Here is a 22,363-nt window from a genome sequence, read left to right as displayed (position 1 = left end):
TCATCCGGGGGGACACATGAGGTTGCGACGGCCCGTGGGCCCGCTGGACAGGTACAACACGGCGGCGGCCGTGGCGGGCGTGCTGCTCCTGGACGCGGTGATGCTCGCCCTCTGCCTCCTGGCCGTCGCCGGGCGCGGCCTGTGCGGTGCCCTGGGCGGCACCGATTGCGAGAGCCACAGCCTGGTCCGGTTCACGCTCGCCGCCTGCGTCGCGGCCCTGCTCACCGCAGGCCTGTGCCTGTGGTACAGGCGGGATGCCACCGCGCTGTTCCAACTGCTGGTGGCCGCCCTGTTCGGGGCGTTCTGCCTCTCCGCGGCCCATGCCCCCAGCAACCCGCCGCCCGGCCGCCGCCCGGCCACGGCGGACCAGTGGCCCGGTCCGGCCTTCCCCGGCCTCACCATCGGCGCCCTCACGGGACCCCTCACCCAGCGCTGGGGCCTGACCTTCCGGACCAGCCGGGCCGGCATCGACGGCACCGGACTCTCTCTGCCCGGCACCCTCGACACCGCCACGGCCGAGCAGCCGGGCGGGTACGACCTGGGTGTCCAGGTGCGGGTCGATGCCGCGGGCGGCGTGCGCACCATCGAGTGCTACACCGACAACTCCGCTGCCCGGCCCGCCCAGGCGGCCGACAGCCTCGCCGACTGCTACGACCTCGTGCTGAACCACCGCGCCACCGCCACCGAGGAGACCTGGGTCCGCCAGCACCTGGCGGGCGCCGGAGACGCGGCCGTCCGGCAGACCGGCCGCATCGGCCTGACCGATGACGCGGTCCACACGGCGATGACCGTCCAGGCCGGCCAGACCATCCTGACCCTCACCCGAACTGCCTCGTAAGGCCGGTGACGACCGCTCAGTCGAACCGGATGTGCCTCGCCCCGGTCCAGGCCCGGCGCAGGCGCCCGCGCAGTGCGCCATCGGTGTTCGGGGCGAGCCGCAGTCCGGCAGCGGCGGCGATGTGGTCGGCGACCTGCGGGACGGTGAGGCGATCGGTCCACAGGTGTTCGGCGAACTCCGCCTCGCGCAGGCGCTCCAGGCACACGTCGAGCTTCGACAGGGCGAAGCTCTCCCGGCGCAGCGGGGCGTCCTTCCCGGCGGCGATCCGCACGGCGTGCCCGAACCCGCGCTCACGCAGCCGCCGCAGCACCGTCTCGCGCTCGGCCAGCAACGCGAAGTGCCGGACCTCGTGGCCGCGCTCGCGCAGCCGGCCGACCGTCTCGCGGAAGTACACCGGCTCCACGACCGTCATCGGCGCGATCACCACACCGTCGTGCGCGGCCAGAGCACGGTCCAGCACCTCGTAGACACCCTGCCGCCACGCGGGGAGGTCCTGGAAGTCCCCGCGCAGCGCCGGGGGCGTCATCCGGTGCAGTCCGAACCCCACGTGCTCGGGGTCGCAGATGACGCTGCCGGCGAGGCGCCGCCGGATCTCGTGCGCGGTCTGCGTCTTGCCACCACCGAAGGGGCCGTTGATCCACAGGAGCATGCCCAGACCCTACTGCGCTGCAGCGGCACCGGAGTCGGGTGCCAGCGCCTGCACCGACATCCCCGCCACTGTCGTCCTTCCCTCCGGCGCCGCACTGCCGGGCAATCCTCGCTGCCGTGCATCCCGCCGCTGCGCATCCTCACCCGGCCGTCACAGCGGCCGAGGAATCCGACGGTTCATGGGTCCATGTACATGGCAATTTCATCTGACCGACCTATCGGGCAGTCTACGCGCGTGGTGTCCTGGATGAGCCGTCGCCCGACCAGTGCCGACGGCTCTTCAACTCCCAGGGAGAACAGTGATGTTCCGCCGTTTCACCCGCCGTGCCGCACTGGCGGCCGCGGTCTGCGCCGCCTCCCTCGCCACCACGGTGCCGGCCCACGCGACCGGCGACTACTCGGCGTTCGCGTTCTCGCTCAGCAGCAGCGAGCCGACGATCTACAACTTCATCAACTCCGCCACCCGCACGCTCGACATGACCATGTACGAGCTCAGCGACAGCACGGCGGTCAACGACCTGATCCAGCGTGAGCAGGCCGGCGTCACGGTCCGGGTGATCCTGGACCGCACCAGAACGTCGGTCAACGACTCGGCCTACAACACGCTGAAGCAGGCCGGCGTCGGCGTGGTCTGGTCGTCCTCGCAGTTCGTCTACACCCACCAGAAGACCATCACGGTGGACGGCACCGAGTCGCTCGTCCTGAGCGGAAACCTGACCTCCAAGTACTACTCGACCAGCCGCGACTACGGCGTCTTCGACACCGACGCCAACGACGTCCAGGCCATCGAGCAGGTCTTCGACGCGGACTACGCCGGCACCAGCACCACGCCGAGCGACGGCGACAACCTGCTCTGGTCGCCCACCGACTCCCGGGACCGGCTGCTGTCCGTGATCAACGGCGCCACCACCACCCTGGACGTCGAGGAGGAGGAGTTCAGCGACAGCGCCGTGGTCGACGCGATCGCCGCCCGCGCGCAGGCCGGGGTGACGGTGCGTCTGGTGCTGGAGAGCCCGTCCTCGTACTCCTCCGAGATCTCCGAGATCGAGAACGCCGGCGGCACGGTGGTCGGCTACTCCTCCAGCACCGGCTTCTACGTGCACGCCAAGGCGATGGTCGCCGACTACGGCCTGAGCACCCAGACCGTCGAGGTCGGCTCGATGAACGACACCACCAACTCGCTCGACAACAACCGCGAGCTGGGCATCATCCTGACGGACAGCGGGGTGGCCTCGGTGGTCGAGAACGCCTTCGCGAGCGACTACGCCAACGGCACCCCAGCCTGATCCGGCGCCCGGCACCAGCCCTGACCGGGCCGTCGGGTGCTGCCGCCCGACGGCCCGGTCAGGGCTGCTCGGGCCGGTCGGCGGTGGGCACCTCCATGCCGACCTCGCGCTCGGGCGAGGGGAGGAACGGCGACACCAGCAGGCGGTAGAGCGCGGCCCCGATCAGGCCGCCCACCAGCGGACCGACGATCGGCACCCAGAAGTAGAGGTGCCCGTACTGGTCGCGCCAGGCGTGGTCGTAGCCCGTGAGGTAGCTGGCCAGCCGCGGCCCGAGGTCGCGGGCCGGGTTGATCGCGTACCCGGCGGCGGTGCCGAAGGACATGCCGATCGCCACGATCAGGAAGCCGATCACCACACCGCCGAGGTTCGCCTGCGGTGCGCTGTTGCGCAGGTCGGTCACCGCCATGATCACCAGCAGCAGGATCGCGGTGCCGATCACCTGGTCGCGCAGCGCGCCCCAGTCGCTGATCGGCAGCGATCCGTTGCCGGGCAGCGTGGAGAAGACGAACTGGCTCTTGAGCGTGTGGCCCGGGTCGAACTTGGCCAGCACCTCGGTGTAGTTCCACCGCACCAGCAGCGCGGCGACGAAGGCGCCGAGGAACTGTGCCACCACGTAGGGAATCACCTTGCGCCAGGGGAACTTGTTGAAGACGGCCATCGCGAGGGTGACCGCCGGATTGAGGTGCGCTCCGGAGAGCCGTCCGGCGATGTAGATGCCGAAGGTCACCCCGAAACCCCAGGCCCAGGCGATGCTGTCGTGGTCGCCCAGGCCTGCGGCCACCACCTGGGCGACCACCCCCAACCCGAACAGGAGCAGCACCATCGTGCCGGTGAACTCCGCGAGGAATTCGCCCGTCAGCGTGCGCGTGCTTGCGGAAAGTCGGTCCAGCACCTCGGACTCCTTCGGTTGGTGACGCCGGTCAGTGCAGCGGCACGATGTCGGGTGCGCCCAGCCGAGCCGCGTCCGCCGTGGCGTCGTCGGGCTGGTGCTGGGCCGCTCGCTCGGCCTCGACCCGCTTGGCGTAGTGCTCGATCTCGTTGCTCACCTGCTGCTCGTCCCAGCCGAGGTGGGCGGCCATCAGCGCCGCCGCAGCGGGAGCCGCGGCCACCCCGCGGTCCCAGGACTCGATGGAGGCACGGGTGCGCCGGGTCAGCACGTCGTCCAGGTGCCGGGCGCCCTCGTGGGTGACCCCGTAGACCACCTCGGCGAGCAGGTAGTCGTCGGCCCCGGGCAGCGGTTCGGCCAGCCGGGGATCGGTGCGGATCAGCTCCAGCAGCTCGCCGATCAGCGAGCCGTAGCGGTTGAGCAGGTGCTCGACCCGCGCCACGTGCAGGCCGGAGCCGTCCGCCAGCCGCTGGCGGCGGTTCCACAGCGCGTGGTAGCCCTCGGCGCCGACCAGCGGCACCTCCTCGGTCACCGAGGGCCCGGGCTGGGTGCCCTCCAGGGTGCGCACGGCCTCGTCCACCGCGTCCTTGGCCATCACCCGGTAGGTGGTGTACTTGCCGCCGGCGATCACCACCAGGCCCGGAACCGGGTGGCCGACCAGGTGCTCGCGGGAGAGCTTGCTGGTCTCCGCCGCGTCGCCGGACAGCAGCGGGCGCAGGCCCGCGTAGACGCCTTCGACGTCGTCGCGGGTGAGCGGGGTGGCCAGCACCCGGTTGCAGTGCTCCAACAGGTAGTCGATGTCCTTGGCGCTGACGGCCGGGTGGTTCTTGTCCAGGTCCCAGTCCGTGTCGGTGGTGCCGATCAGCCAGTGCCGGCCCCAGGGGATCACGAAGAGCACGCTGGTCTCGGTGCGCAGGATCAGCCCGGACTTGGAGTTCACCCGGTCCCGCGGCACCAGCAGGTGCACGCCCTTGGACGCGCGGACGTGGAACTGCCCGCGGGTGTCGGCCATCGCCTGGGTGTCGTCGGTCCACACGCCGGTCGCGTTGATCACCTGCTTGGCGTGCACCTCGAACTCGCGGCCGTTCTCCAGGTCGGTGATCCGCGCCCCGGTCACCCGCTCGCCCTGGCGCAGGAACCCGGTCACCTTGGTGCGGTTGGCGACGTGTGCGCCGTAGGCCGCGGCGGTGCGCACCACCATCATGGTGTGGCGGGCGTCGTCCACCTGCGCGTCGTAGTACTGCACCGCGCCGACCAGGCTGTCCGCCTTGAGCGCCGGAACCTCCTGCAGCGCGTGACGCCTGGTCAGGTGGCGGTGGTGCGGCAGGCCGCGGGAGTTGCCGGAAGTGATGCCCATCGTGTCGTACAGCAGCACTCCCGCGCCCACGTAAGGGCGTTCCCAGAAGCGGTGCTTGAGCGGGTAGAGGAACTTCACCGGCCGCACCAGGTGCGGGGCGAGCTTCTGGATCAGCAGCCCGCGTTCCTTCAGCGCCTCCTGGACCAGCCGGAAGTCCAGCATCTCCAGGTAGCGCAGACCGCCGTGGATCAGCTTGCTGGAGCGGCTGGAGGTGCCGGAGGCCCAGTCCCGGCTCTCCACCAGTCCGACGGACAGGCCGCGGGTCACGGCGTCCAGAGCGCAGCCGGCCCCCACCACACCGCCGCCGACGACCAGGATGTCCAGTTCACGGCCCGACCCGAGGGCCGTCAGGGCGTCTTCTCGGGTGCCGGGGGAGAGCGCGACTGGCTGCACGAGGGTGCTCCTCACCATCTGGGGGCGTCAAGTCACCTCCATTCGATGGGGGAGCACCACCGGCCGCATCCGCTGGCCACCGCGCACTACGCCGACCCAGCGACCCCGACCGGCGTGGTGGCTCGCGCCGCGCCGGTGGCGGGGCGCTGCGTCGCGGGCAGTGCGAGGGCGGTCGCCGCGGTGGCCATCAGGGCGGCGAGGGCCGGGTGCCAGGGGCGGTTCGCCGGGCCGGTCAGGACCAGGCGCCGGGCCAGCCGCGGCTCCAGCGGGACCAGCACGCAGCCGGGCGGCAGCATCGCGTGGGCCAGCGCGGGCATCACCGTGACGCCGATGCCCGCGTTCACCATGCCGATCAGGGTGCCCACGTCGCGGATCCGGTGGGCGGGGGCGAACCGGGCGCCGGCCCGCCGGTGGATCTCGCGGATCTGGCGTTCGCAGCCGCCCTCGGAGAGCAGGAAGGCGTCGTCCGCCAGGTCCCGGATGTCGACCACCGGCTGCTGGGCCAGCGGATGGTCGCGGCGCAGCAGCGCGTGCATGGAGTCCTGACCCAGCGGCAGGGCGCCGGCGGGCGCCGGCTCGGGGTCGATCAGCACGGCGGCGTCCGCGGTGCCGCTCGCCAGCCAGGCGTCCAGCTCGTCGTCCTCGCCCTCGAAGATGCGCACGGTGACCCGGGGGTGGGCGGCCCGCCAGGCGCCCAGCAGCTCGGGCAGCAGCCCCTGGCAGACGGTGGTCGGTGCGGCCAGCCGTACGGTGCCGACGGGTTCGCCCTGGTGGCGGGCGGCGATCGTGGCGATGGCCTCGGCGGCGGCGGTGGCCGCGCGCGCGTGCGGCAGCAGCTGCTCGCCGAGCGGGGTGAGCCGCACCCGTGCGCCGCGGTGCAGCACGGGTGCGCCCACTGTGCGCTCCAGGGCCGCGACGGCGTGCGAGACGGCGGACTGGCTGATCCGCAACTCGTCCGCCGCGCTGCCGAACCCGCCGCTCTCCGCCACGGCGACCAGGGCTCGCAGCTGGGCCAGATTGACGCCGGTGGCCATGAGCAACTCTCATCTCGTCCGCACTTGTCCTTGTTGGACTCATGATTGCCCGACCCGGCACCGTGTGTCCATCAGGTCGTACGGGTTCTGGGAGAGGCGGGTGGCGTGGTGCGGCAGTGGTGGCCGGGTTTCGTGCTGCTGTCGGTGATCTGGGGCGCGAGCCTCGCACTGATCAAGGTGGCGGTGGACGCCGGAGTGCCGCCCCTGTGGGTGGCCCTGTGGCGGTGCGTGCTGGGGGCGGTCGCGCTCTGGACGATCCTGGCCGTGCGCCGCGAGCCGGTGCCGCGCGAGCCGCGGGTGTGGGCGCACTCGGCGGCGGTGGCGGTGCTGCTGAACGCGGTGCCGTTCGTCCTCTTCCCGCTCGGTGAGACCCGGATCAGCTCGGTGCTGGCCGGGCTGTGGAACGCCTGCACACCGCTGTTCACGCTGCTGTTCACCCTCGGCACCGGTGAGCGCCCCGGCCCGCGCCGGGCCGCCGGGCTCGGGCTCGGCTTCGCCGGCGTGCTGGTGGTGCTCGGTGTCTGGCGGGGCTTCGGGGCCGGTGAGCTGGCCGGCAGCCTGGCCTGCCTGGGGGCCGCGTGCTGCTACGGCGCCGGCTTCGCCTGCACCCGCCGCTTCCTCACCGGTCTGCCGTACGGTGCGACCAGCCTGGCGACCCTCCAGATCAGCTGCGCGGCGGTCGAGTTGGCCCTGGTGACGCCCGCGGCGGCCGGTGCCCCGCACTGGCCGGGGGCGGGTGCGGCGCTCTGCCTGCTGGTGCTCGGCGCCCTGGGCACGGGGGTCGCCTACATCCTCAACCTGACCCTGGTCCGCACGGCGGGCACCACGGTCGCGGCCACCGTCACCTACGTCATCCCGCTGTGGTCCACCGCGCTGGGCGCCCTGCTGCTCGCCGAACCGGTGCACTGGAACACCGTCGTGGGCGGCCTGCTGGTGGTCGGCGCGGTCGCGCTCACCCGCGCCCCCGCCGCTTCCCGCCACCCGGACGGCGCCCGTCCCGTCGGCGCCGGCGTGGGCCGATCGAGCGAACTGGTGGCACCGCCCGGCGATTCGTGAGGCGCGGGGGCGGGAGGCATACGTACGGTGCTCCGGACGGTTCTTCATTTTAATGATGAACGTACTGACGATCCCCTGAAGGGGCGTCACCCGCCGACCGTGGCACACCGACCGGGCCCCTGGGGCCCCCGGATGCCCCGGCCGGTCCGACCATGAGGAAATCCCATGCGCCGCCCTCCCCGTCTGGCTTCGGCCCTCGCGCCGTTAGCACTGGCCGCCGGAATCGTGCTGGCCACCCCGTTATCCGGATCCGCCGCCACCCAGCCCGGGCCGGGGTTCCCGCCCCGCTACACCGCCCCCTACATCGAGACCTGGCGCCCCGGCAGTTCGCTGACCGAGGCTCAACAGGCCACCGGGCTTCAGTACTTCACCCTCGCCTTCGTGATCAGCGACGGCGGCTGCAACGGTGCCTTCGACGGCACCACGTCCGTGACCAACGAGGGCTGGCAGGCTGCCGTGAACCGGCTGCGCGCCGGTGGCGGCGACGTCATCACCTCCTTCGGCGGTGGCGCCGGCACCGAACTCGCCCGGGTCTGCGACTCGGTGGACAGCCTCAAGGCCGCCTACCGGCGGGTCATCGACGCGCTCAACCTGACCATGGTCGACTTCGACATCGAGGGCGCCGCGCTGAGCGACACCGCCTCGGTCGACCTCCGCAATCACGCCCTGGCCGACCTGCAGCGGGAGTACGCCGCTGTCGGCCGCACCCTGAGCGTGCACTACACGCTCCCGGTCAACCCGGACGGGCTGTCACCCGAGTCGGTGCGCCTGCTGCAGAACGCCAAGAAGCAGGGCGTGACCATCTCCGTGGTCAACATCATGACCATGGACTACGGCCCCGACCTGAACATGGGCCGGGTCGCCACCACCGCCGCCGACGGGCTCTACGAGCAGATGGTGAAGATCTGGCCGGAGAAGAGCTCGGCCGAACTGTGGGGGATGCAGGGCAACACCCCGATGATCGGCGTGAACGACGCCACCAACGAGGTCTTCTCCACCGAGGACGCCCGGGTCCTGGTGAACTACGCCAACGACAAGGGCATCCAGTTGCTCGCCTTCTGGTCGGTGGGCCGCGACCAGGCCTGCTCGACCGACGGCCTGCTCGCCACCACCTGCAGCGGCACCCCCCAGCAGCCGGCCGACTTCTCGCACCTGCTCACCCGGCCCAGGCCGCGGCCCGCCCCCGACTGGCGCCCGTCGCACTGCGCCGGCCTCGGCGTCGCGCAGGTCTCCTGCGGCGGCCCGCTCGGCCCGCCGGTCGGCCGCACCCCGGTCTCCTCGCCCGGGCAGGACGGGCGCGCCCTGTGGGGCGGTCAGTGCCAGAGCGGCTGGAACCGGAGTGTCTGGTCGCGTCCGATGGTCTGGTGCCGGGGCCCGGTCGGGCACTGAGCGTTCCCGGGTCAGGTGTCCGGGTCAAGGGGGAGCTCGGATCGGCAGGGATCCGGGAAAGGGCCGTCCGTCCAGGCGTCGTCGAGCCCTCGGACGGCCTGTGGCAGGGGGATTCGCATCGCTGGAGGTCAGAGCGACATGAACATTGATCAGATCATCACACCTCGCCGTCTGGTGCTCACCTTCGGCTGCGCGACGCTGCTGTGCGCGTGCGGCCGGGCCGGCGTCAGGGCGTCCCGGGCGCCCGCCCCCCTCGCCTCGGCGACCGGCGACGCCTCGGACGATCCGTCCGGCTCCGCCGAGCCGAGCGAGGCGAGCCCGAGCGCGGCGGCCACGAGTGCGGCGGCCACGAGCGCGAGCCCCGCGCCCGCTCCCACGCCGAGCGCGGCCGGCACCGTGCCGCCCGCCGACCCGGCCGGGGCTGCCGGGGAGGCGGACACCATGGTGCACGCCGGCCCGAAGACGGTGGCCCTGACCTTCGACGACGGGCCCAACCCGATCGACACACCACGGGTCCTGGAGATCCTGCACAAGTACGGGGTCACCGCGACGTTCTTCATGATCGGCATGAACGTCCGCAGGTACCCCGACACCGTGCGCGACGTGGTGGCCGCGGGCCACCGGATCGGCAACCACAGCTGGTCCCACCCCGACCTCGGCACGCTGTCCAAGGCCGGGGTCCGCCGGGAGCTGCAGCGCACCAGCGACATCATCGCGGACACCTGCGGCGAGCGGCCCGTGCTGTTCCGTGCGCCCGGCGGGCACTTCACCCGCAACTCCTACGCGGTCTGCGCCGAGATGGGGCTGCGCTCGGTCTGCTGGGACGTGGACCCCGAGGACTGGTCGAACCCCGGGGCCGGCACCATCGTCCAGCGCGTGCTCACCGACATCAGGACCGGATCCATCGTGCTCAACCACGACGGCGCCCTCACCGACGGGCTGATCACCGCCCCCGGCAGCGACGGCGACCGCTCCCAGACCGTCGACGCGCTCCGCGTCTACCTGCCCCAACTCGTCGAGGCCGGCTACCGGTTCACCCTGCCGGACGGTGCCTGACGGGTGCTGCCCCGAGGGCGGCGCCGGTCAGGGGATCAGGACGATCTTGCCCCGGGTGTGTCCCTCCTCCAACTGCGTGTACGCGGCCCGGACCTCCGCCAGCGGGAACTCCGCGGCGATGGGCACCTCCAGCGCGCCGTCCGCGACCAGCGCCGCCAGCTCGCCGACGACCTCGGCGCTGCTGGCCTGCGCGTTGCCCTCGGCCTTCACCCCGTACTCCGCGGCGGCGGCGAAGTCGATGATGGTGTCGATCCGGTCCACCGCCACGCCCAGCTCGACGGCGAGCTTCACATAACCGTCGCCGTGGGTGTCGATGAACGCGTCGATCCGGCCCGCCGCCTCGCGCAGCCGCTGCGCCAGGCCCTCGCCGTAGGCGACCGGCTTGACGCCGTGGGCGGCCAGCCAGTCGTGGTTGGCCGGCCCGGCGATCCCGATCACCTCGGCCCCGGCGTGCTTGGCCAGTTGGACGACCAGCGACCCCACGCCGCCCGCCGCCCCCGACACCGCGACGGTGTCGCCGGGCCGCAGGGAGACCGAGCGCACGGCGGCGTAGGCCGTCGTCCCGGCGACGAACAGCGAACCGGCCACCTGCCACGGCACGTTGGCCGGCTTGGGCGTCAACTCCCGGACGTCGGTGACCACGTACTCGGCCTGACTGGCCCGCAGATCGGTGAACCCGGCGACCTCGTCGCCGACGCCGAACGCCGTCACCCCGGGGCCGAGCTTCTCCACCGTCCCCGCCAGGTCGCTGCCCTGGCCCGACGGGAACGTGGCGGGCCAGCGTTCGTGCAGGCTGCCGGTGCGGATCCTGGCCTCACCGGGGTTGATGCCTGCCGCCCTGACCCTGACCAGCACCTGCCCCTCGGCCGGCTCGGGCAGCGGCACCTCCACCACCTGCAGCACCTCGATGCCGCCGTACTCGTTGAACCGCACTGCCTTCGGCATGCTCAGCTCCTCGTCGTCGCGGCCCCGATCCCGGGGCCCGTCCTGCCGCAACACCTCGCTGCAACAGCGGCCGGGCCCCGGCTATGCCCCGACTTCACGGGCCGGATGCGCTAGGCGCGGCTGCGGGTGAGGCGTTCGGTGACCAGCAGGCTCAGGCGGCGGGGAAAGAGCCCCACGGTGGCGGCGGTGACCATGTTGGGCAGACCGCTGACCACACTGCCGGGGCCGGTGCGCCGGTCCAGGGCGCGCATCGCCCGCGCCACCACGGCCGCCGCCGTCTGCTGGCGGCCGACCCGGGCCGATTCGCCCGCGACGTCGAAGAATTCGGTCTCGGTGGCGCCCGGCGACAGGGCCAGGACGCGGACGCCGGTGTGCCGGGTCTCGGCCCACAGCGCCTCGGTGAAGTTGAGGACGAAGGCCTTGGTGGCCGCGTAGACCGCCATGTGCGGGACGGGCTGGTAGGCCGCCGCGCTCGCCACGTTGACGATGGCGCCGTGGCCGCGCTCGACCATGTCCGGCAGGTAGCCGCGGGTCAGGTCGGTCAGCGCGGTGATGTTGAGCTGGATCTGGCCGGTCAGCCGCTCCGGCTCGGTGTCGACGACGTCGCCGTGCGAGCCGAAGCCGGCGTTGTTGACCAGCACGTCGACGGTAAGGCCCAGCCGCCGGGTCTCGGCGACCAGGGCCGCGCCGGCGCCCGGCAGGCCGAGGTCGGCGACCAGGACGCGGGCGTCGTTGCCGTGCCGGGCGCGCAGGGTGTCGGCCAGCGCGGTGAGGCGCTCCTCGCGACGGGCCACCAGGATCAGGTGGGCACCGCGGGCGGCGAACGCGTCGGCGAACGCGGCGCCGATGCCCGAACTGGCGCCGGTTATCAGGACGGTGCGGCCGATGAGGTCCATGGGGTCGTTGCCTTCCGGAAAGAGGGGGTCGGGCGGGGGTGCCCGGGGGTCACGGGCGCTGCGGCGACCTGGCCAGGCCTGCGACGAGCAGGCTCACGCCCTGGCGCAGGCGGCGCAGCGGGATCTCGGGATCGGCCGAGCTGACTTCGAGGCCGTGGGCCAGCGCGAGCAGCAGCTCGGCGAACTCCCCGGCATCGGTGTCCGGGAGCTCGGCGCCGATGGTGGCGGTCAGCTCGGCGTGCAGCGCGGCGTGGAAGTCGCCGAGCAGCTCGGCGGTCAAGGTGGCACTCTCGCCCAGCAGTTCCTCGGCGTGCGGGCTCTCCCGCCACACCCGCAGGACCAGCTCGATCTTGTGGCTCAGCGCCGCGACGAGCCGCTCCGCGGGCGGCCCGGGCGTCGCCAGGGCGACCCGGATCTGCTCCAGGGTCTCCCGCAGCATCCGCTCGGCCAGCCGACGGAAGGCGTCCTCCTTGTTGCGGACGTACTGGTAGACGGCCGGTCGGGACATCCCCGCCCGCTTGGCGATGTCGTCCATCGTCGTGCGGCGCACTCCGTGGATCCGGAAGGAGTCGTAGGCCGCGTCGAGGATCGCCTCGACCTTCTCGTCGTCGAACATGCTGACAATCTTTGCATAGATTGTCAGTATGTTCGGCAGGTCGGCCCGGTCATCCGGCTCTGAGAACTCTCTTAGACCGTCCAAGCAGGCTGCTGGGCATGAGGACAGAGCACGAGGACCGACCCCTGTCGGTGGTGATCGGAGCCGGTGGCACCGGTGGGCACATCTATCCGGGCCTGGCCCTGGCCGAGGCGCTGCGGCGGGCCGATCCGGGAGCGGTGATCTCGTTCGTGGGCACCGAGCGCGGGCTGGAGACCCGGCTGATCCCGGAGGCGGGCTACCGGTTGCACACGGTGGACATGATCCCGTTCGACGCGTCGCTCGGTCTGCGCCGCTACCTGCTGCCCGCCGCGCTGCTGAGTTCGGGGCGGCAGTGCCGGGAGATCCTGCGCGCACAGGGTGCGCAGGTGGCGGTCGGGATGGGCGGCTACCCGAGTGCGCCGGTGATCGTGGGGGCCCGGCTCGCCGGGCTTCCCAGCGTGATCCACGAGTCGAACGCGGTGCCCGGGCGGGCGAACCGCTTCGCGGCCCGGCTCACCCCGCACATCGCCCTCGCCTTCGACCGCACCCGCGCCCACCTGCCGGCCGGCGTGCGGGCCGAGACGGTCGGCATGCCGCTGGTGGGCGCGGTGGCCGGGCTCGACCGGGGCGCGCTGCGGGCCCAGGCCCGGCAGTGGTTCGGGGTGCCCGAGGGTGTGCGGCTGGTGGTCTTCAACGGCGGCAGCCTGGGGGCCGCCCGCCTGACCGAGGCCGCCGTCGAACTGGCCGCCCGCTGGCGCCACCGCAGCGACCTGCGCCTGCTGATCAAGACCGGCCCGGCCGCACTCGACGAGGTCCGGAGTCGGCTGGCCGACAACCCGGTGGCCGTCGCCGTGCCCTACCTGGACCGGATGGACCTCGCCTACGCCGCCGCCGACCTGATGATCTGCCGCGCCGGCTCCGCCACCGTCGCCGAACTCGCAAGCGTGGGCCTGCCCGCCGTCCTGGTGCCCTACCCCCACGCACCCCACGACCACCAGACACACAACGCCCGCGTCCTCTCCGACGCCGGCGCCGGCCTCCTCCTCCCCGACCACGCCTGCACCGGCGAAGCACTCGCCACCCTCATCGAACCACTGCTCGCCGACCCCACCCGCCTGCTCACCATGAGCCGCGCCGCCGACCCCGGCACCCACGCCCAGGCAGCCGACCTGCTCGCCGCCAAGGTCCTGCGCATCATCGGCCGAACCGCCCCCAGCCACCAACCGACCAACGACGCACGGAGTTTCGCATGAACGACCGCATGAACGACCGCATGAACGACCGCATGATCGCGCACGACTGGAGCGGGCGCACGGTGCTCGTCACCGGTGCCGAGGGCTTCATCGGCAGCACCCTGGTCGACCTGCTGGTCGAGCGCGGTGCCCGGGTGCGGGCGCTGGTGCACTACAAGCCGTACGCCGAGCGCGGCTACCTGGCGCGCTACCTGGCCGACCCCGACAGCCCGGTGGAGATGTTCGCCGGTGACGTCCGCGACTCGGGGCGGGCGCTGGACGCGGTGGACGGCTGTGACACCGTCTTCCACCTGGCCGCGCTCATCGGCATCCCCTACAGCTACCAGGCGCCCGAGGCGTATGTGCAGACCAACGTGGTCGGCACCCAGAACATCGCCGCCGCCTGCCTGCGCCACGGTGCCCGCCTGGTCCACACCTCCACCAGCGAGGTCTACGGCAGCGCGATCACCGTGCCGATCAGCGAGCAGCATCCGCTGCAGCCGCAGTCGCCCTACTCGGCCTCGAAGATCGGCGCGGACATGGCGGCGCTCTCCTACTGGCACGCCTTCGAGCTGCCGGTCTCGGTGGTCCGGCCCTTCAACACCTACGGCCCGCGCCAGTCCGCCCGCGCGGTCATCCCCACCGTGCTGGCCCAACTCCACTCCGGCGCCCGCGAGGTGCGACTCGGCTCGCTCACCCCCACCCGGGACTTCACCTACGCCACCGACACCGCCGAGGGCTTCCTCGCCGTCGCCCGCGCCGACCGCACCCTCGGCGAGGTCGTCAACCTCGGCACCGGCAGCGAGGTCTCCATCGGCGACCTCGCCAAGGCACTGATCGCCGCCTCCGGACGCGACGCCGAGATCGTCGTCGACCCCAGCCGCCTGCGCCCGGGCGGCAGCGAGGTCGAACGCCTGCTCTCCGACAACACCAAGGCCCGCCGCCTGGCCGGCTGGCAGCCCCGGGTCGACCTGGCCGAGGGGCTGCAGCGGACCTCGGACTGGGTCGCCGAGCACCTGCACCTGCTCGCCCCCGGCCGCTACCAGGTCTGAGCCGACGGGCTCGAACCCGCCGGCTCAGACCTGCTGCCTCGGACCAGTTGCCTCAGAGGACCAGGTTCAGCGTCCAGTTCGACGCACCGTTCACATCCAGCTCACGCATGCCGATATTGATCGACGGGTCGGCGGCGGTGTCCGGGCACCAGTCGAATTCCGAATAGGGCACGTTCTCGGGGTACGGCCCGGACCATTGGGTGTTGTCCACGGCGAAGGCGTACCAGTACCAATACCGGTTGAGCGCGGCGAGATCCCCGCCGTAGGCGACCGCGGACCCGCCCGGCTGGATGACCCACCAGCCGGTCCGGTGCCAGGGGGTCGGCTGACAGCTCGCGTCGTAGCGCTCGATCATGACATTGATGGTCTGGGAGTAGCCGTTCTGGAAACGCAGCATGCGGCCCGCCCCTCAGCGCCCGGACTGGGTCGGCTGCCGCCGGAAGGCGGGGCCGGTGCTCGTCTGTGCCGCCGTCGTCGGCTCCACGACCACGGAGATCGCGCCCGCGTGCTCCAGCCGGACGGCTCCCTGGGTGGAGCTGGCCAGCTCGGGGGAGATGCCCGCCGTCTGCCCGGCCGCAGTGGTCAGCTGCCCTGGATCGACGCTCGAGGTGGGATCGACGGGGAGGTTTTCCGGAGAATCATTGGCCATCAGGCAGAGCTCCTTCCACACCGGTCGGCTGCCGCACACCGAGTGCGGTCGGCCTGGTTCGAGAATAGGAGTGGAGGGAGTGCGCTGGCCAGAGTTCGTGGGCGATGATTAAAGGTCATCCATTGTGATAATCAATTGAATTGCGGTCGCTGTTTCGCCGGCCATCGCACAGCACGGTGCCGCATCCGACCGGGACTGCCCCGGGTCCGATGCGGCACCGTGCTGTGCCCGCGTCCGGTGTCAGGACGCGTCGGTGGCGTTCACCTTGATCACCGCGAAGGTGGCGCCCTGCGGATCCTGCACGATGGCCATCCGGCCCGCCATCATGTCGAACGGCGGCTTGAGGACGTTGCCGCCGGCCCGGATCAGCGCGTCGACCGTGCTGTCGGTGTCGTCGACGGCGAAGTACGTCAGCCAGTGCGAGGGGGTGCCCGGCGGCAGGCCCTCGATGTTCGCGAGCCCCTGCAGGCCGCCGACCGGACGTCCCCCCACGGAGAGGGAGAAGTAGCCCTCCGCGCCCTCCATCGGGCTGACGCTGATGCCCAGGGCCTTGTCGTAGAAGGCCGCGGTGGTCTTCGGGTCGGTGGTGTTCAGCTCGTTCCAGATGATCGCGCCGGGCTCGTTGACCACGCCGGCGCCGCTGAACTCCCGCGCCTCCCAGATGCCGAAGACGGCGCCGGCCGGGTCGCCGACGACCGCCATCCGGCCGATCGTCATCACGTCCATGACCGGCATCATCACCTGGCCGCCGTTGGCCGCGACCGCGCTCTGGGTGGCCTCCGCGTCGGCGGTGGCGAGGTAGGTGGTCCACACGGTCGGCGGCATCGGGTCGGGCGTGCTGCCGTCCGGGTTCCGCGCGGCCATGATGCCGGCGACCGCCTTGCCGTTCAGCGTGCAGACCGCGTACCCGCCGGTCTCGGGCGGGCCGACCTCGCCCTGCCAGCCGAAGAGGTCGCGGTAGAAGTCGAGGGCGGCCTGCTGGTCGGGGGTCATGAGGTCGACCCAGCAGGGGGTGCCGGGTGCGTACGGGCCGGTGACTTCGGGCATGACGGGGCCTCCAGGGTGAGGGTGGGCTTCTCCCCTCCGCCACCTTTGCCCCGCGCCGCCCGGCCCGCCATTTCTGGAGGCCGTACGTGTGCCCGGCTCAGCCCGGCACGGCGCGCTGGTAGCGGAGCAGGACGACCCCGTTGCCGAAGGTCCTGGTGCCGGTCAGCCGGAGATCGAGCTCGGTGTCGAAGCCGGAGAAGAGCCGCTTGCCCGCGCCGATGAGCACCGGGTGGACCAGGAGGTGGTAGCCGTCGATCAGGTCGTGCCGCAGGAACGCCGCGGCCAGGTCGGCGCCGCCGAGCGCCAGATCGCCGCCCGGTTCGGCCTTGAGGGCGCGGATCCGCTCGGGGTCGACCTCCCGGACGATGCTGGTGTGCCAGTCGGCCCGGTCCATCGTCCGGGAGAACACGATCTTCGGCATCTCCCGCCAGATGCCGGCGAACTCGACCATCGCCGGAGTGGCGACCGGGTCGGCGTCGGCGGTCGGCCAGTAGCCGGCCATCAGCTCGTAGGTGACCCGTCCACTGACGAAGGCGCCCATGCCCCGGAGCTCTTCGTTCATGTGGTTGTGCACTTCCTCGCTGACCTTGTGCCAGCCGATCTGCCGCTCCGGTCCCTCGATGAAGCCGTCGAGGGAGACGGACATGAACAGGATGATCTTTCGCATCGCGGTCCTCGCCGGGGCTTGTCAGGCTCGGGGCTCGTCGAGCTCGGGGCTTGTCGGGGGAGCGGGGCTGCCGTCGACCAGACTGGCACGGGCGGGTCCCCCGTCCCGGTGAGGGCGCGCCGGGCGTCAGTTGCGGATGAGCAGCACGATGCCGCTGACCGCCAGTCCCAGCAGCACGCCGCCCGCGCCGTAGGCCAGGCGGTGGGCGCGCAGCACCGGGACGAAGCGGTCGAGCGCGTAGCGGCCGGGACCGGTCAGCGCGATGCCCGCTGCGGCGGCGGTCAGCAGGAGCTCGTACTCCACGCCCTGCGGGGCGAAGAAGCCGCCGCCCCACTTGACCGCGAGGGCGTTGAGCATGGTGCCGACCAGGGCGGCGCCCGCCAACGGGGTCAGCAGGCCGACGGCCAGGCCCAGGCCGCCCAGGGTCTCGCTCAGCCCGGCCACGGCGGCCATCGCCTTGCCGGCGGGGTAGCCGCTCATGGTGAAGAACTTCCCGGTGCCGGTGAGGCCGCCGCCGCCGAACCAGCCGAACAGCTTCTGCGAGCCGTGGGCGGCCATGGTCAGTCCGAGCGCTATCCGGAGCAGCAGCAGGCCGGCGTCGTAGGCGTGAGCGGTTGCTGCGTGTCCGGTGGCGGCGTCGGGGTTCGCGCGGGCGGTGGCCGTGGTGGCGGGGGACGTCATGGAGCAGGTCCTCTCGGCAAGGTCATGGAAGGGTGGTTCAAATTCGAACGATGACCGAATCGTACCCCATGATTCGAATTTGAACTACCGCTCCGTGTCCGGTCCGCTGCGCTCCGCAGGCCTGACAGGGCATCAGAAAGGGCCGGGCCCCGAAGCGCTCGCTCGCGCTCCGGGGCCCGGCCCTTGCGAAGGCCGAGGGCTGCCCTCCGGTCCCGTCGGGGACTTGGTGAGGCGTCAGAGTGCCAGGAAGGCCGAGAGGTCGCGCTCGATGGCGGCCCTCGGCTTGGCGCCGACGATGGTCTTGACCACCTCGCCGCCCTGGAAGACGCTCATGGTCGGGATCGACATGATGCCGTACTTGGCGGCGGTGACCGGGTTCTGGTCGATGTTGAGCTTCACGATCTCGATCTTGTCGCCGTGCTCGGCCGCGATCGCCTCCAGCGAGGGGGCGATCTGCCGGCACGGGCCGCACCACTCGGCCCAGAAGTCGACCAGGACCGGCTTGTCGCTGGCCAGGACGTCCTGGTCGAAGGATGTGTCGGTCACGCTCTTCAGCGCCATGGCGGGCTGCCTTTCGATACGTCGGCGGCGTGGGCACAGCGCCGGGACGAGCGCGAAGTGCGGGACACCGCAACAGGGGTGTGCGGGTCCATCCTCCCCAATCCACCGCCGGGACCGACAGAGGCCGGCACCATGCCATCGCGTGTCGGACGCCCCGGGCGTCGCCGGGGCCGGTCTACCAGCTGCCGTGCGGCGGTTCCCAGACCGAGCAGTCGTGGGCGAACAGCACCCGCTCCGGGGCGAAGTCGGCGAGCCGGTCCAGCCAGGCGCGGTAGTCGGGCAGCGGCTCCGCCACGGCGTCGAGCCGGGCCCGGCGGGCCAGCTCGTCCGAGGCGAACTGCGAGGCGAAGTCGTACGCCTGGCCCGCCAGCACCACCGAGCCCTCGCCCTGCCGGACCACCAGGCTCTGGTGCCCCTCGGTGTGTCCGGGCGTCGGGACGACCCGCACCCCGGGCCAGATCTCGGCCTCGCCGGTGAGCTCCTCGTACCGGGCGCCGGGAAAGTCCACCAGTGCGTCGATGGTGTAGTCGCCGCGGCGGGCCGTGGCCAGCTCCACCTGCTGGACCAGGACCGGCTTGCCGCGCAGCAGCGGGTTGCCGCCGCAGTGGTCGAAGTGCAGATGGCAGTTGACCACGAGGTCGATGTCCTCGACGGTGGCCCCCACCGCGGCCAGCGCCGCCGGCAGCGCCCGCCGCCGGGGCCGGTAGTACGCCTCGGTCTCCGGATCGCCACCGCCGATCCCGGTGTCGAACAGGATCAGCCCCCGCTCGTGCCGCAGCAGATGGCCCAGCACCGGTTCGACCCGCGGCTGCGGCCCGCCGGCCTCCGCCGCAGGCCGGACGAAGTAGCCGAGGTCGAGCCGGTGCACCGTGGTGTTCGTCGCCATCCGCCCATGCTGCCAGTCCCGGCCGGCTGCGCCCGTGGTGGGGGCGGGTGCGGGGTGTGCGGAGTGGTCGAAAGATCCGCTAGTATCTACATCAACACCGAGCGCGGGTGGCGGAATAGGCAGACGCGCTGGATTCAGGTTCCAGTGCCCGCAAGGGCGTGGGGGTTCAACTCCCCCCTCGCGCACCAGGGTCAACCGACCCGATGGGGCCGGTCAAACCGACAGTATGTCGGTTTGACCGGCCCCATCGCTTTGCAGAACGTGCTTCGGCCCCCTGCGGCTTCGCCGGGGGCCGGATCTGTTCGCGCCAGGCGGCGAAAGGCGTTGCCGGGCTCGGCGATGACGGCTCCCGTGCGATGCGACCCCGAGTCCCAGGCCGAGAGCCGCGCTCAGGCCGACAGGTCCGCCGACCGTCCGCGCCGGATCAGGTCAGATGGTCCAGCTGACGGGGTAGGTGACGATCGGACTGACCGTCACGCCGACCGTCTCCATCTCCCCGCGCGCGACGAGGACCATCTCCCGGAGGTGATTCAGCTGCGCCGAATGCTCCTCGGAGTCCCAGACACTGACCTGCAGCATCGAGCCGTCCGGCGAGACGCCCGCGGAGAAGCGGATGAGCCCGGGCAACTGCTCGACGGCCGGGGCCAGGTACTCCGTCTGCTTCGTCGACAGGGCGTCGACCTCGGCGAAACGGCTCGGGTCGAACGTGGCGCGCGAGGCGCGGACGACTGCGCCCGCGGGCAGCGACTCGATCATGGCAATCCTCCGGGTGGATGACGTGTCGATCGGCGGCACTGCTTTCAACGGCCTGACGCGGCCCTAGCGACCGTGGTGGAGGAACGCCTCGACGGCGGGGACGAAGGCGGCCGTGTCCTGGAAGAGGAAGGCGTGGCCCGCGTCCGGGTAGAGGAGCAACTCGGCGTCGCGCAGGCCGTCGTGCAGCAGGTGGCTGTTGGCGGTGGGGTCGAGGGCGTCCAGGGTGCCGTCGGCGACCAGGGTGGGCACGTGGATCCGGTGCAGGTCGCGGCCTGCCCGGTCCTGGCCGGCCATCCACTGGGCGATGGCCGTGTCCTGGGCGGCCCTGGTGGGGGCGGAGACCGCGTAGCGGTTGGGGTACTGCAGGAGGCCGGCGCCGTAGGCCCGGGCCGCGGCGAGCTGGTCCGGCGGGAAGAGCACCGAGAGCACCACGGCCGGGTCGGGGCTGTCCGCCGCGGCCGCGGCTGCCGGGGGGATGGGCAGCGAGGCCCCGGTGCCGGCCTGGGTGGCGGCCAGCACGAGCCGGCCAACCTGGGCGGGGTGGCGCACGGCGAGCGCTTGGGCGATCATGCCGCCCATCGACCAGCCGAGCACCGCCGGGCGGTGCAGCCGGAGGGTGCTGATCAGGGCGCCGGTCTGGTCGGCCATCGCCGAGATGCTGGTCGGCGGGGAGACCGGGGCGGTGGCGCCGACCCCCGCGTTGTCGAAGACGACGACCCGGTGGTGGGCGGCCAGTGCGTCCACGAAGGCGGGCGACCAGGTGTCCATGGTCGCGTTGTGGCCGGCGACCAGCAGGATCGGGCTGCCGGTGCCGACCTCGCGGTAGCCGACGTCCCCGGCCGCGGTGTGGGCGATCCGGGTCGGTGCGGTCAGGATGCCGCCGGCGGGCAGCGTCACCGCGCCGCGGTCGGCTGCCGAGGCGGGCGCGAAACCGGCCACGGACACCGTCGCCGCCAGCGCGACGGCCGCGCCCAGCGCGACCCGCGAGACCCGGCCCGGTCGGTTGCGCCGCGCTCGTACCTCGTTTGGCATGTCGTTCTCCCCCGAACTGACGAAGCGTCACAGCTGGAGGGCCGCAGCCACACTGGCACGCGCTGTGGCCCGGTGAACGGCAGTCACCCTAGCAGCGGGTCCCGGGTGGCAGGGCGGTGGTCCGCGGGGCGGAAATCCGGTGGAGCCCGACCGGCCGGGGCACCTATGGTGACCAGGTCGTATGCGCCGAGGGGGCGCCGAAGACTCGAAATGTGAGAGCAGGGAACCAGTGGAGCACAGCGGGTGGGCCGACCAGCGATTCGCCGCGGTCGCGGACGTCTTCGCCGAGAACTTCGCCGAGTTCGGTGAACTCGGCGCAGCCGTCACGGTGTTCGTGGGCGGCCGCAAGGTGGTGGAGCTGTGGGGCGGTGTCGCGGACCAGCGCAGCGGCCGGGCCTGGGAGCAGGACACCGTGGTCCCGGTCTTCTCCTGCGCCAAGGGCGTCGTCAGCCTCTGCGCCCACCTGCTCGCGCAGGACGGGCAGTTGGACCTGGATGCCCCGATCGCCCGCTACTGGCCGGAGTTCGCGCGGCACGGCAAGGAGGCGATCACCGCGCGGATGGTGCTCGGCCACCGGGCCGGCCTGCCGGTCCTGGACCAGAAGCTGAGCTTCGAGGAGGTCGTCCGCTGGACGCCGGTGGTCCGTGCGATCGAGGAGCAGCAGCCGCTCTGGGAGCCCGGTACGGCCTACGAGTACCACGGGCACGTCTTCGGCTTCCTGCTCGGCGAGGTGATCCGCCGGATCACCGGGCTCACCCCGGGCGCGTGGTTCCGCAAGGCCGTCGCCGACGATCTGGGCCTGCGCACCTGGATCGGCCTGCCGCAGGAGGAACTCGCGCGGCTGGCCCGCCTGGTGGAGGCCGAAGGGCGCCCGGCGATGCCGGACCCCGAGTCGCTGATCATGCGGATGGTGACGATGAACGGCGCGCTCGCCGTGCCCGGCCTCGAGGAGCCGCACGGCTTCAACGACCCGGCGCTGCTGCGCGCCGAGTTCCCGGGTGCCGGCGCGGTCTCCTCGGCGAGCGGCCTGGCCGGGCTGTACGCCGCGGCGGCCACCGGGATCGACGGCTCGGCGCGGCTGCTCAGCGAGCAGACCGTCACGGAGGCGGTGCGGGAGCTGTCGGCGGGGGCCTCCTGGTCGGGCTTCCCGGACGTCGGCGTCCGCTGGGGCTCGGGCTTCCTGCTCGACGGCCCGCGGTTCCGTCCGATGCTCGGTGCGCGCAGCTTCGGCAACGACGGCATGGGCGGCCAGTTCGCCTTCGGGGACGACGAGTTCGGGGTGGGCTTCGGCTACGTCGCCAACCGGATGATCGGCCACGGCGATGCGCGCGCCAACCGCCTGGTCACCGCGGTCCGGGAGTGCCTGGGCGCCTGATCGG

24 protein-coding genes and 1 tRNA gene are annotated in these 22,363 nt (G+C 72.3%); 9 read left to right on the top strand and 16 right to left on the bottom strand.

Features of this window, described 5'->3' with window-relative positions:
• Window positions 1–34: 34 nt before the first annotated feature.
• The gene (locus tag OG294_RS05120) at window positions 35–838 is read left to right on the top strand and encodes a hypothetical protein (protein WP_327065186.1); all 804 of its coding nucleotides are present in this window, start codon (window positions 35–37) and stop codon (window positions 836–838) included.
• Between the two features lie 16 nt (window positions 839–854).
• Here the strand turns inward: OG294_RS05120 and OG294_RS05115 are convergent, their stop codons facing one another.
• Window positions 855–1,487 (bottom strand): AAA family ATPase, encoded by a 633-nt coding sequence (locus OG294_RS05115; RefSeq protein ID WP_327065185.1) that lies wholly within the window; start codon window positions 1,485–1,487, stop codon window positions 855–857.
• 301 nt (window positions 1,488–1,788) lie between these two features.
• Here OG294_RS05115 and OG294_RS05110 point away from each other — a divergent pair, with 301 nt between their 5' ends.
• Window positions 1,789–2,772, top strand: coding sequence for a phospholipase D-like domain-containing protein (locus OG294_RS05110; RefSeq protein ID WP_327065184.1), 984 nt, complete (start codon window positions 1,789–1,791; stop codon window positions 2,770–2,772).
• A 58-nt stretch (window positions 2,773–2,830) separates the two neighbouring features.
• Here the strand turns inward: OG294_RS05110 and OG294_RS05105 are convergent, their stop codons facing one another.
• The 3 genes from OG294_RS05105 to OG294_RS05095 all read right to left on the bottom strand — a co-directional run bounded on the left by OG294_RS05105 (window position 2,831) and on the right by OG294_RS05095 (window position 6,442).
• Window positions 2,831–3,664, bottom strand: coding sequence for an MIP/aquaporin family protein (locus OG294_RS05105; RefSeq protein WP_327065183.1), 834 nt, complete (start codon window positions 3,662–3,664; stop codon window positions 2,831–2,833).
• Window positions 3,665–3,692: 28 nt separating this feature from the next.
• Window positions 3,693–5,426 (bottom strand): glycerol-3-phosphate dehydrogenase/oxidase, encoded by a 1,734-nt coding sequence (locus tag OG294_RS05100; protein WP_327065182.1) that lies wholly within the window; start codon window positions 5,424–5,426, stop codon window positions 3,693–3,695.
• 68 nt (window positions 5,427–5,494) lie between these two features.
• Window positions 5,495–6,442, bottom strand: a complete 948-nt coding sequence (locus OG294_RS05095) for a LysR family transcriptional regulator (RefSeq protein ID WP_327065181.1) — start codon at window positions 6,440–6,442, stop codon at window positions 5,495–5,497.
• Window positions 6,443–6,547: 105 nt separating this feature from the next.
• On the opposite strand from OG294_RS05095, the gene OG294_RS05090 reads away from it, so the two are divergent.
• The 3 genes from OG294_RS05090 (at window position 6,548) to OG294_RS05080 (ending at window position 9,943) form a co-directional block, all read left to right on the top strand.
• Entirely contained in the window at window positions 6,548–7,498 is a 951-nt protein-coding gene (locus OG294_RS05090; protein WP_327065180.1) for a DMT family transporter, read from the top strand.
• Between the two features lie 165 nt (window positions 7,499–7,663).
• Window positions 7,664–8,887 carry a chitinase gene (locus OG294_RS05085; RefSeq protein WP_327065179.1) on the top strand — a complete coding sequence of 408 codons (1,224 nt, stop codon included), beginning with the start codon at window positions 7,664–7,666 and terminating at the stop codon, window positions 8,885–8,887.
• Between the two features lie 138 nt (window positions 8,888–9,025).
• A complete protein-coding gene (locus OG294_RS05080; protein ID WP_327065178.1) occupies window positions 9,026–9,943 on the top strand; it encodes a polysaccharide deacetylase family protein in 918 nt (305 codons plus the stop codon).
• 27 nt (window positions 9,944–9,970) lie between these two features.
• Here OG294_RS05080 and OG294_RS05075 read toward each other — a convergent pair whose 3' ends face one another.
• From OG294_RS05075 to OG294_RS05065, 3 genes are all read right to left on the bottom strand, one after another.
• Window positions 9,971–10,888, bottom strand: coding sequence for an NADP-dependent oxidoreductase (locus OG294_RS05075; RefSeq protein ID WP_327065177.1), 918 nt, complete (start codon window positions 10,886–10,888; stop codon window positions 9,971–9,973).
• A 110-nt stretch (window positions 10,889–10,998) separates the two neighbouring features.
• Complete coding sequence (locus tag OG294_RS05070) at window positions 10,999–11,784, bottom strand: SDR family NAD(P)-dependent oxidoreductase (protein WP_327065176.1); 786 nt, start codon at window positions 11,782–11,784, stop codon at window positions 10,999–11,001.
• A 49-nt stretch (window positions 11,785–11,833) separates the two neighbouring features.
• Window positions 11,834–12,400: a TetR/AcrR family transcriptional regulator gene (locus tag OG294_RS05065; protein ID WP_327065175.1), complete on the bottom strand. Its 567-nt coding sequence runs from the start codon at window positions 12,398–12,400 to the stop codon at window positions 11,834–11,836.
• Window positions 12,401–12,498: 98 nt separating this feature from the next.
• Between OG294_RS05065 and OG294_RS05060 the strand changes: the two genes are divergently transcribed.
• Complete coding sequence (locus OG294_RS05060) at window positions 12,499–13,674, top strand: UDP-N-acetylglucosamine--N-acetylmuramyl-(pentapeptide) pyrophosphoryl-undecaprenol N-acetylglucosamine transferase (RefSeq protein WP_327065174.1); 1,176 nt, start codon at window positions 12,499–12,501, stop codon at window positions 13,672–13,674.
• Window positions 13,671–14,705, top strand: coding sequence for an SDR family NAD(P)-dependent oxidoreductase (locus tag OG294_RS05055; protein WP_327065173.1), 1,035 nt, complete (start codon window positions 13,671–13,673; stop codon window positions 14,703–14,705). The genes OG294_RS05060 and OG294_RS05055 overlap by 4 nt, the downstream gene beginning before the upstream one ends.
• A gap of 52 nt (window positions 14,706–14,757) precedes the next feature.
• On the opposite strand, the gene OG294_RS05050 is transcribed toward OG294_RS05055, so the two are convergent.
• From OG294_RS05050 to OG294_RS05020, 7 genes are all read right to left on the bottom strand, one after another.
• Window positions 14,758–15,102: a DUF1036 domain-containing protein gene (locus OG294_RS05050; protein WP_327065172.1), complete on the bottom strand. Its 345-nt coding sequence runs from the start codon at window positions 15,100–15,102 to the stop codon at window positions 14,758–14,760.
• Between the two features lie 12 nt (window positions 15,103–15,114).
• Window positions 15,115–15,354, bottom strand: a complete 240-nt coding sequence (locus tag OG294_RS05045; RefSeq protein WP_327065171.1) for a hypothetical protein — start codon at window positions 15,352–15,354, stop codon at window positions 15,115–15,117.
• 240 nt (window positions 15,355–15,594) lie between these two features.
• Window positions 15,595–16,401 carry a VOC family protein gene (locus tag OG294_RS05040; RefSeq protein ID WP_327065170.1) on the bottom strand — a complete coding sequence of 269 codons (807 nt, stop codon included), beginning with the start codon at window positions 16,399–16,401 and terminating at the stop codon, window positions 15,595–15,597.
• A 97-nt stretch (window positions 16,402–16,498) separates the two neighbouring features.
• Window positions 16,499–17,068, bottom strand: a complete 570-nt coding sequence (locus tag OG294_RS05035; protein ID WP_327065169.1) for a dihydrofolate reductase family protein — start codon at window positions 17,066–17,068, stop codon at window positions 16,499–16,501.
• Window positions 17,069–17,194: 126 nt separating this feature from the next.
• Entirely contained in the window at window positions 17,195–17,749 is a 555-nt protein-coding gene (locus OG294_RS05030) for a DoxX family protein (RefSeq protein WP_327065167.1), read from the bottom strand.
• A 234-nt stretch (window positions 17,750–17,983) separates the two neighbouring features.
• Entirely contained in the window at window positions 17,984–18,310 is a 327-nt protein-coding gene (gene trxA / locus OG294_RS05025; protein WP_327065166.1) for a thioredoxin, read from the bottom strand.
• Window positions 18,311–18,485: 175 nt separating this feature from the next.
• Window positions 18,486–19,196, bottom strand: coding sequence for an N-acyl homoserine lactonase family protein (locus tag OG294_RS05020; RefSeq protein WP_327065165.1), 711 nt, complete (start codon window positions 19,194–19,196; stop codon window positions 18,486–18,488).
• A gap of 101 nt (window positions 19,197–19,297) precedes the next feature.
• On the opposite strand from OG294_RS05020, the gene OG294_RS05015 reads away from it, so the two are divergent.
• Window positions 19,298–19,384: transfer RNA gene (locus OG294_RS05015), tRNA-Leu, on the top strand.
• A 241-nt stretch (window positions 19,385–19,625) separates the two neighbouring features.
• On the opposite strand, the gene OG294_RS05010 is transcribed toward OG294_RS05015, so the two are convergent.
• Both OG294_RS05010 and OG294_RS05005 read right to left on the bottom strand, forming a co-directional pair.
• Window positions 19,626–19,952, bottom strand: coding sequence for a hypothetical protein (locus OG294_RS05010; protein ID WP_327065164.1), 327 nt, complete (start codon window positions 19,950–19,952; stop codon window positions 19,626–19,628).
• 63 nt (window positions 19,953–20,015) lie between these two features.
• Window positions 20,016–20,984, bottom strand: coding sequence for an alpha/beta fold hydrolase (locus tag OG294_RS05005; RefSeq protein ID WP_327065163.1), 969 nt, complete (start codon window positions 20,982–20,984; stop codon window positions 20,016–20,018).
• 229 nt (window positions 20,985–21,213) lie between these two features.
• Here OG294_RS05005 and OG294_RS05000 point away from each other — a divergent pair, with 229 nt between their 5' ends.
• On the top strand, window positions 21,214–22,359 hold the full coding sequence (locus tag OG294_RS05000) for a serine hydrolase domain-containing protein (RefSeq protein WP_327065162.1): 1,146 nt from the start codon (window positions 21,214–21,216) through the stop codon (window positions 22,357–22,359).
• Window positions 22,360–22,363 lie beyond the last annotated feature (4 nt).

The sequence above is a fragment of the Kitasatospora sp. NBC_01302 genome (assembly GCF_035976515.1).
Taxonomy (GTDB): Bacteria; Actinomycetota; Actinomycetes; order Streptomycetales; family Streptomycetaceae; genus Kitasatospora.
This window is presented reverse-complemented; position numbering and strand designations above follow the sequence as displayed.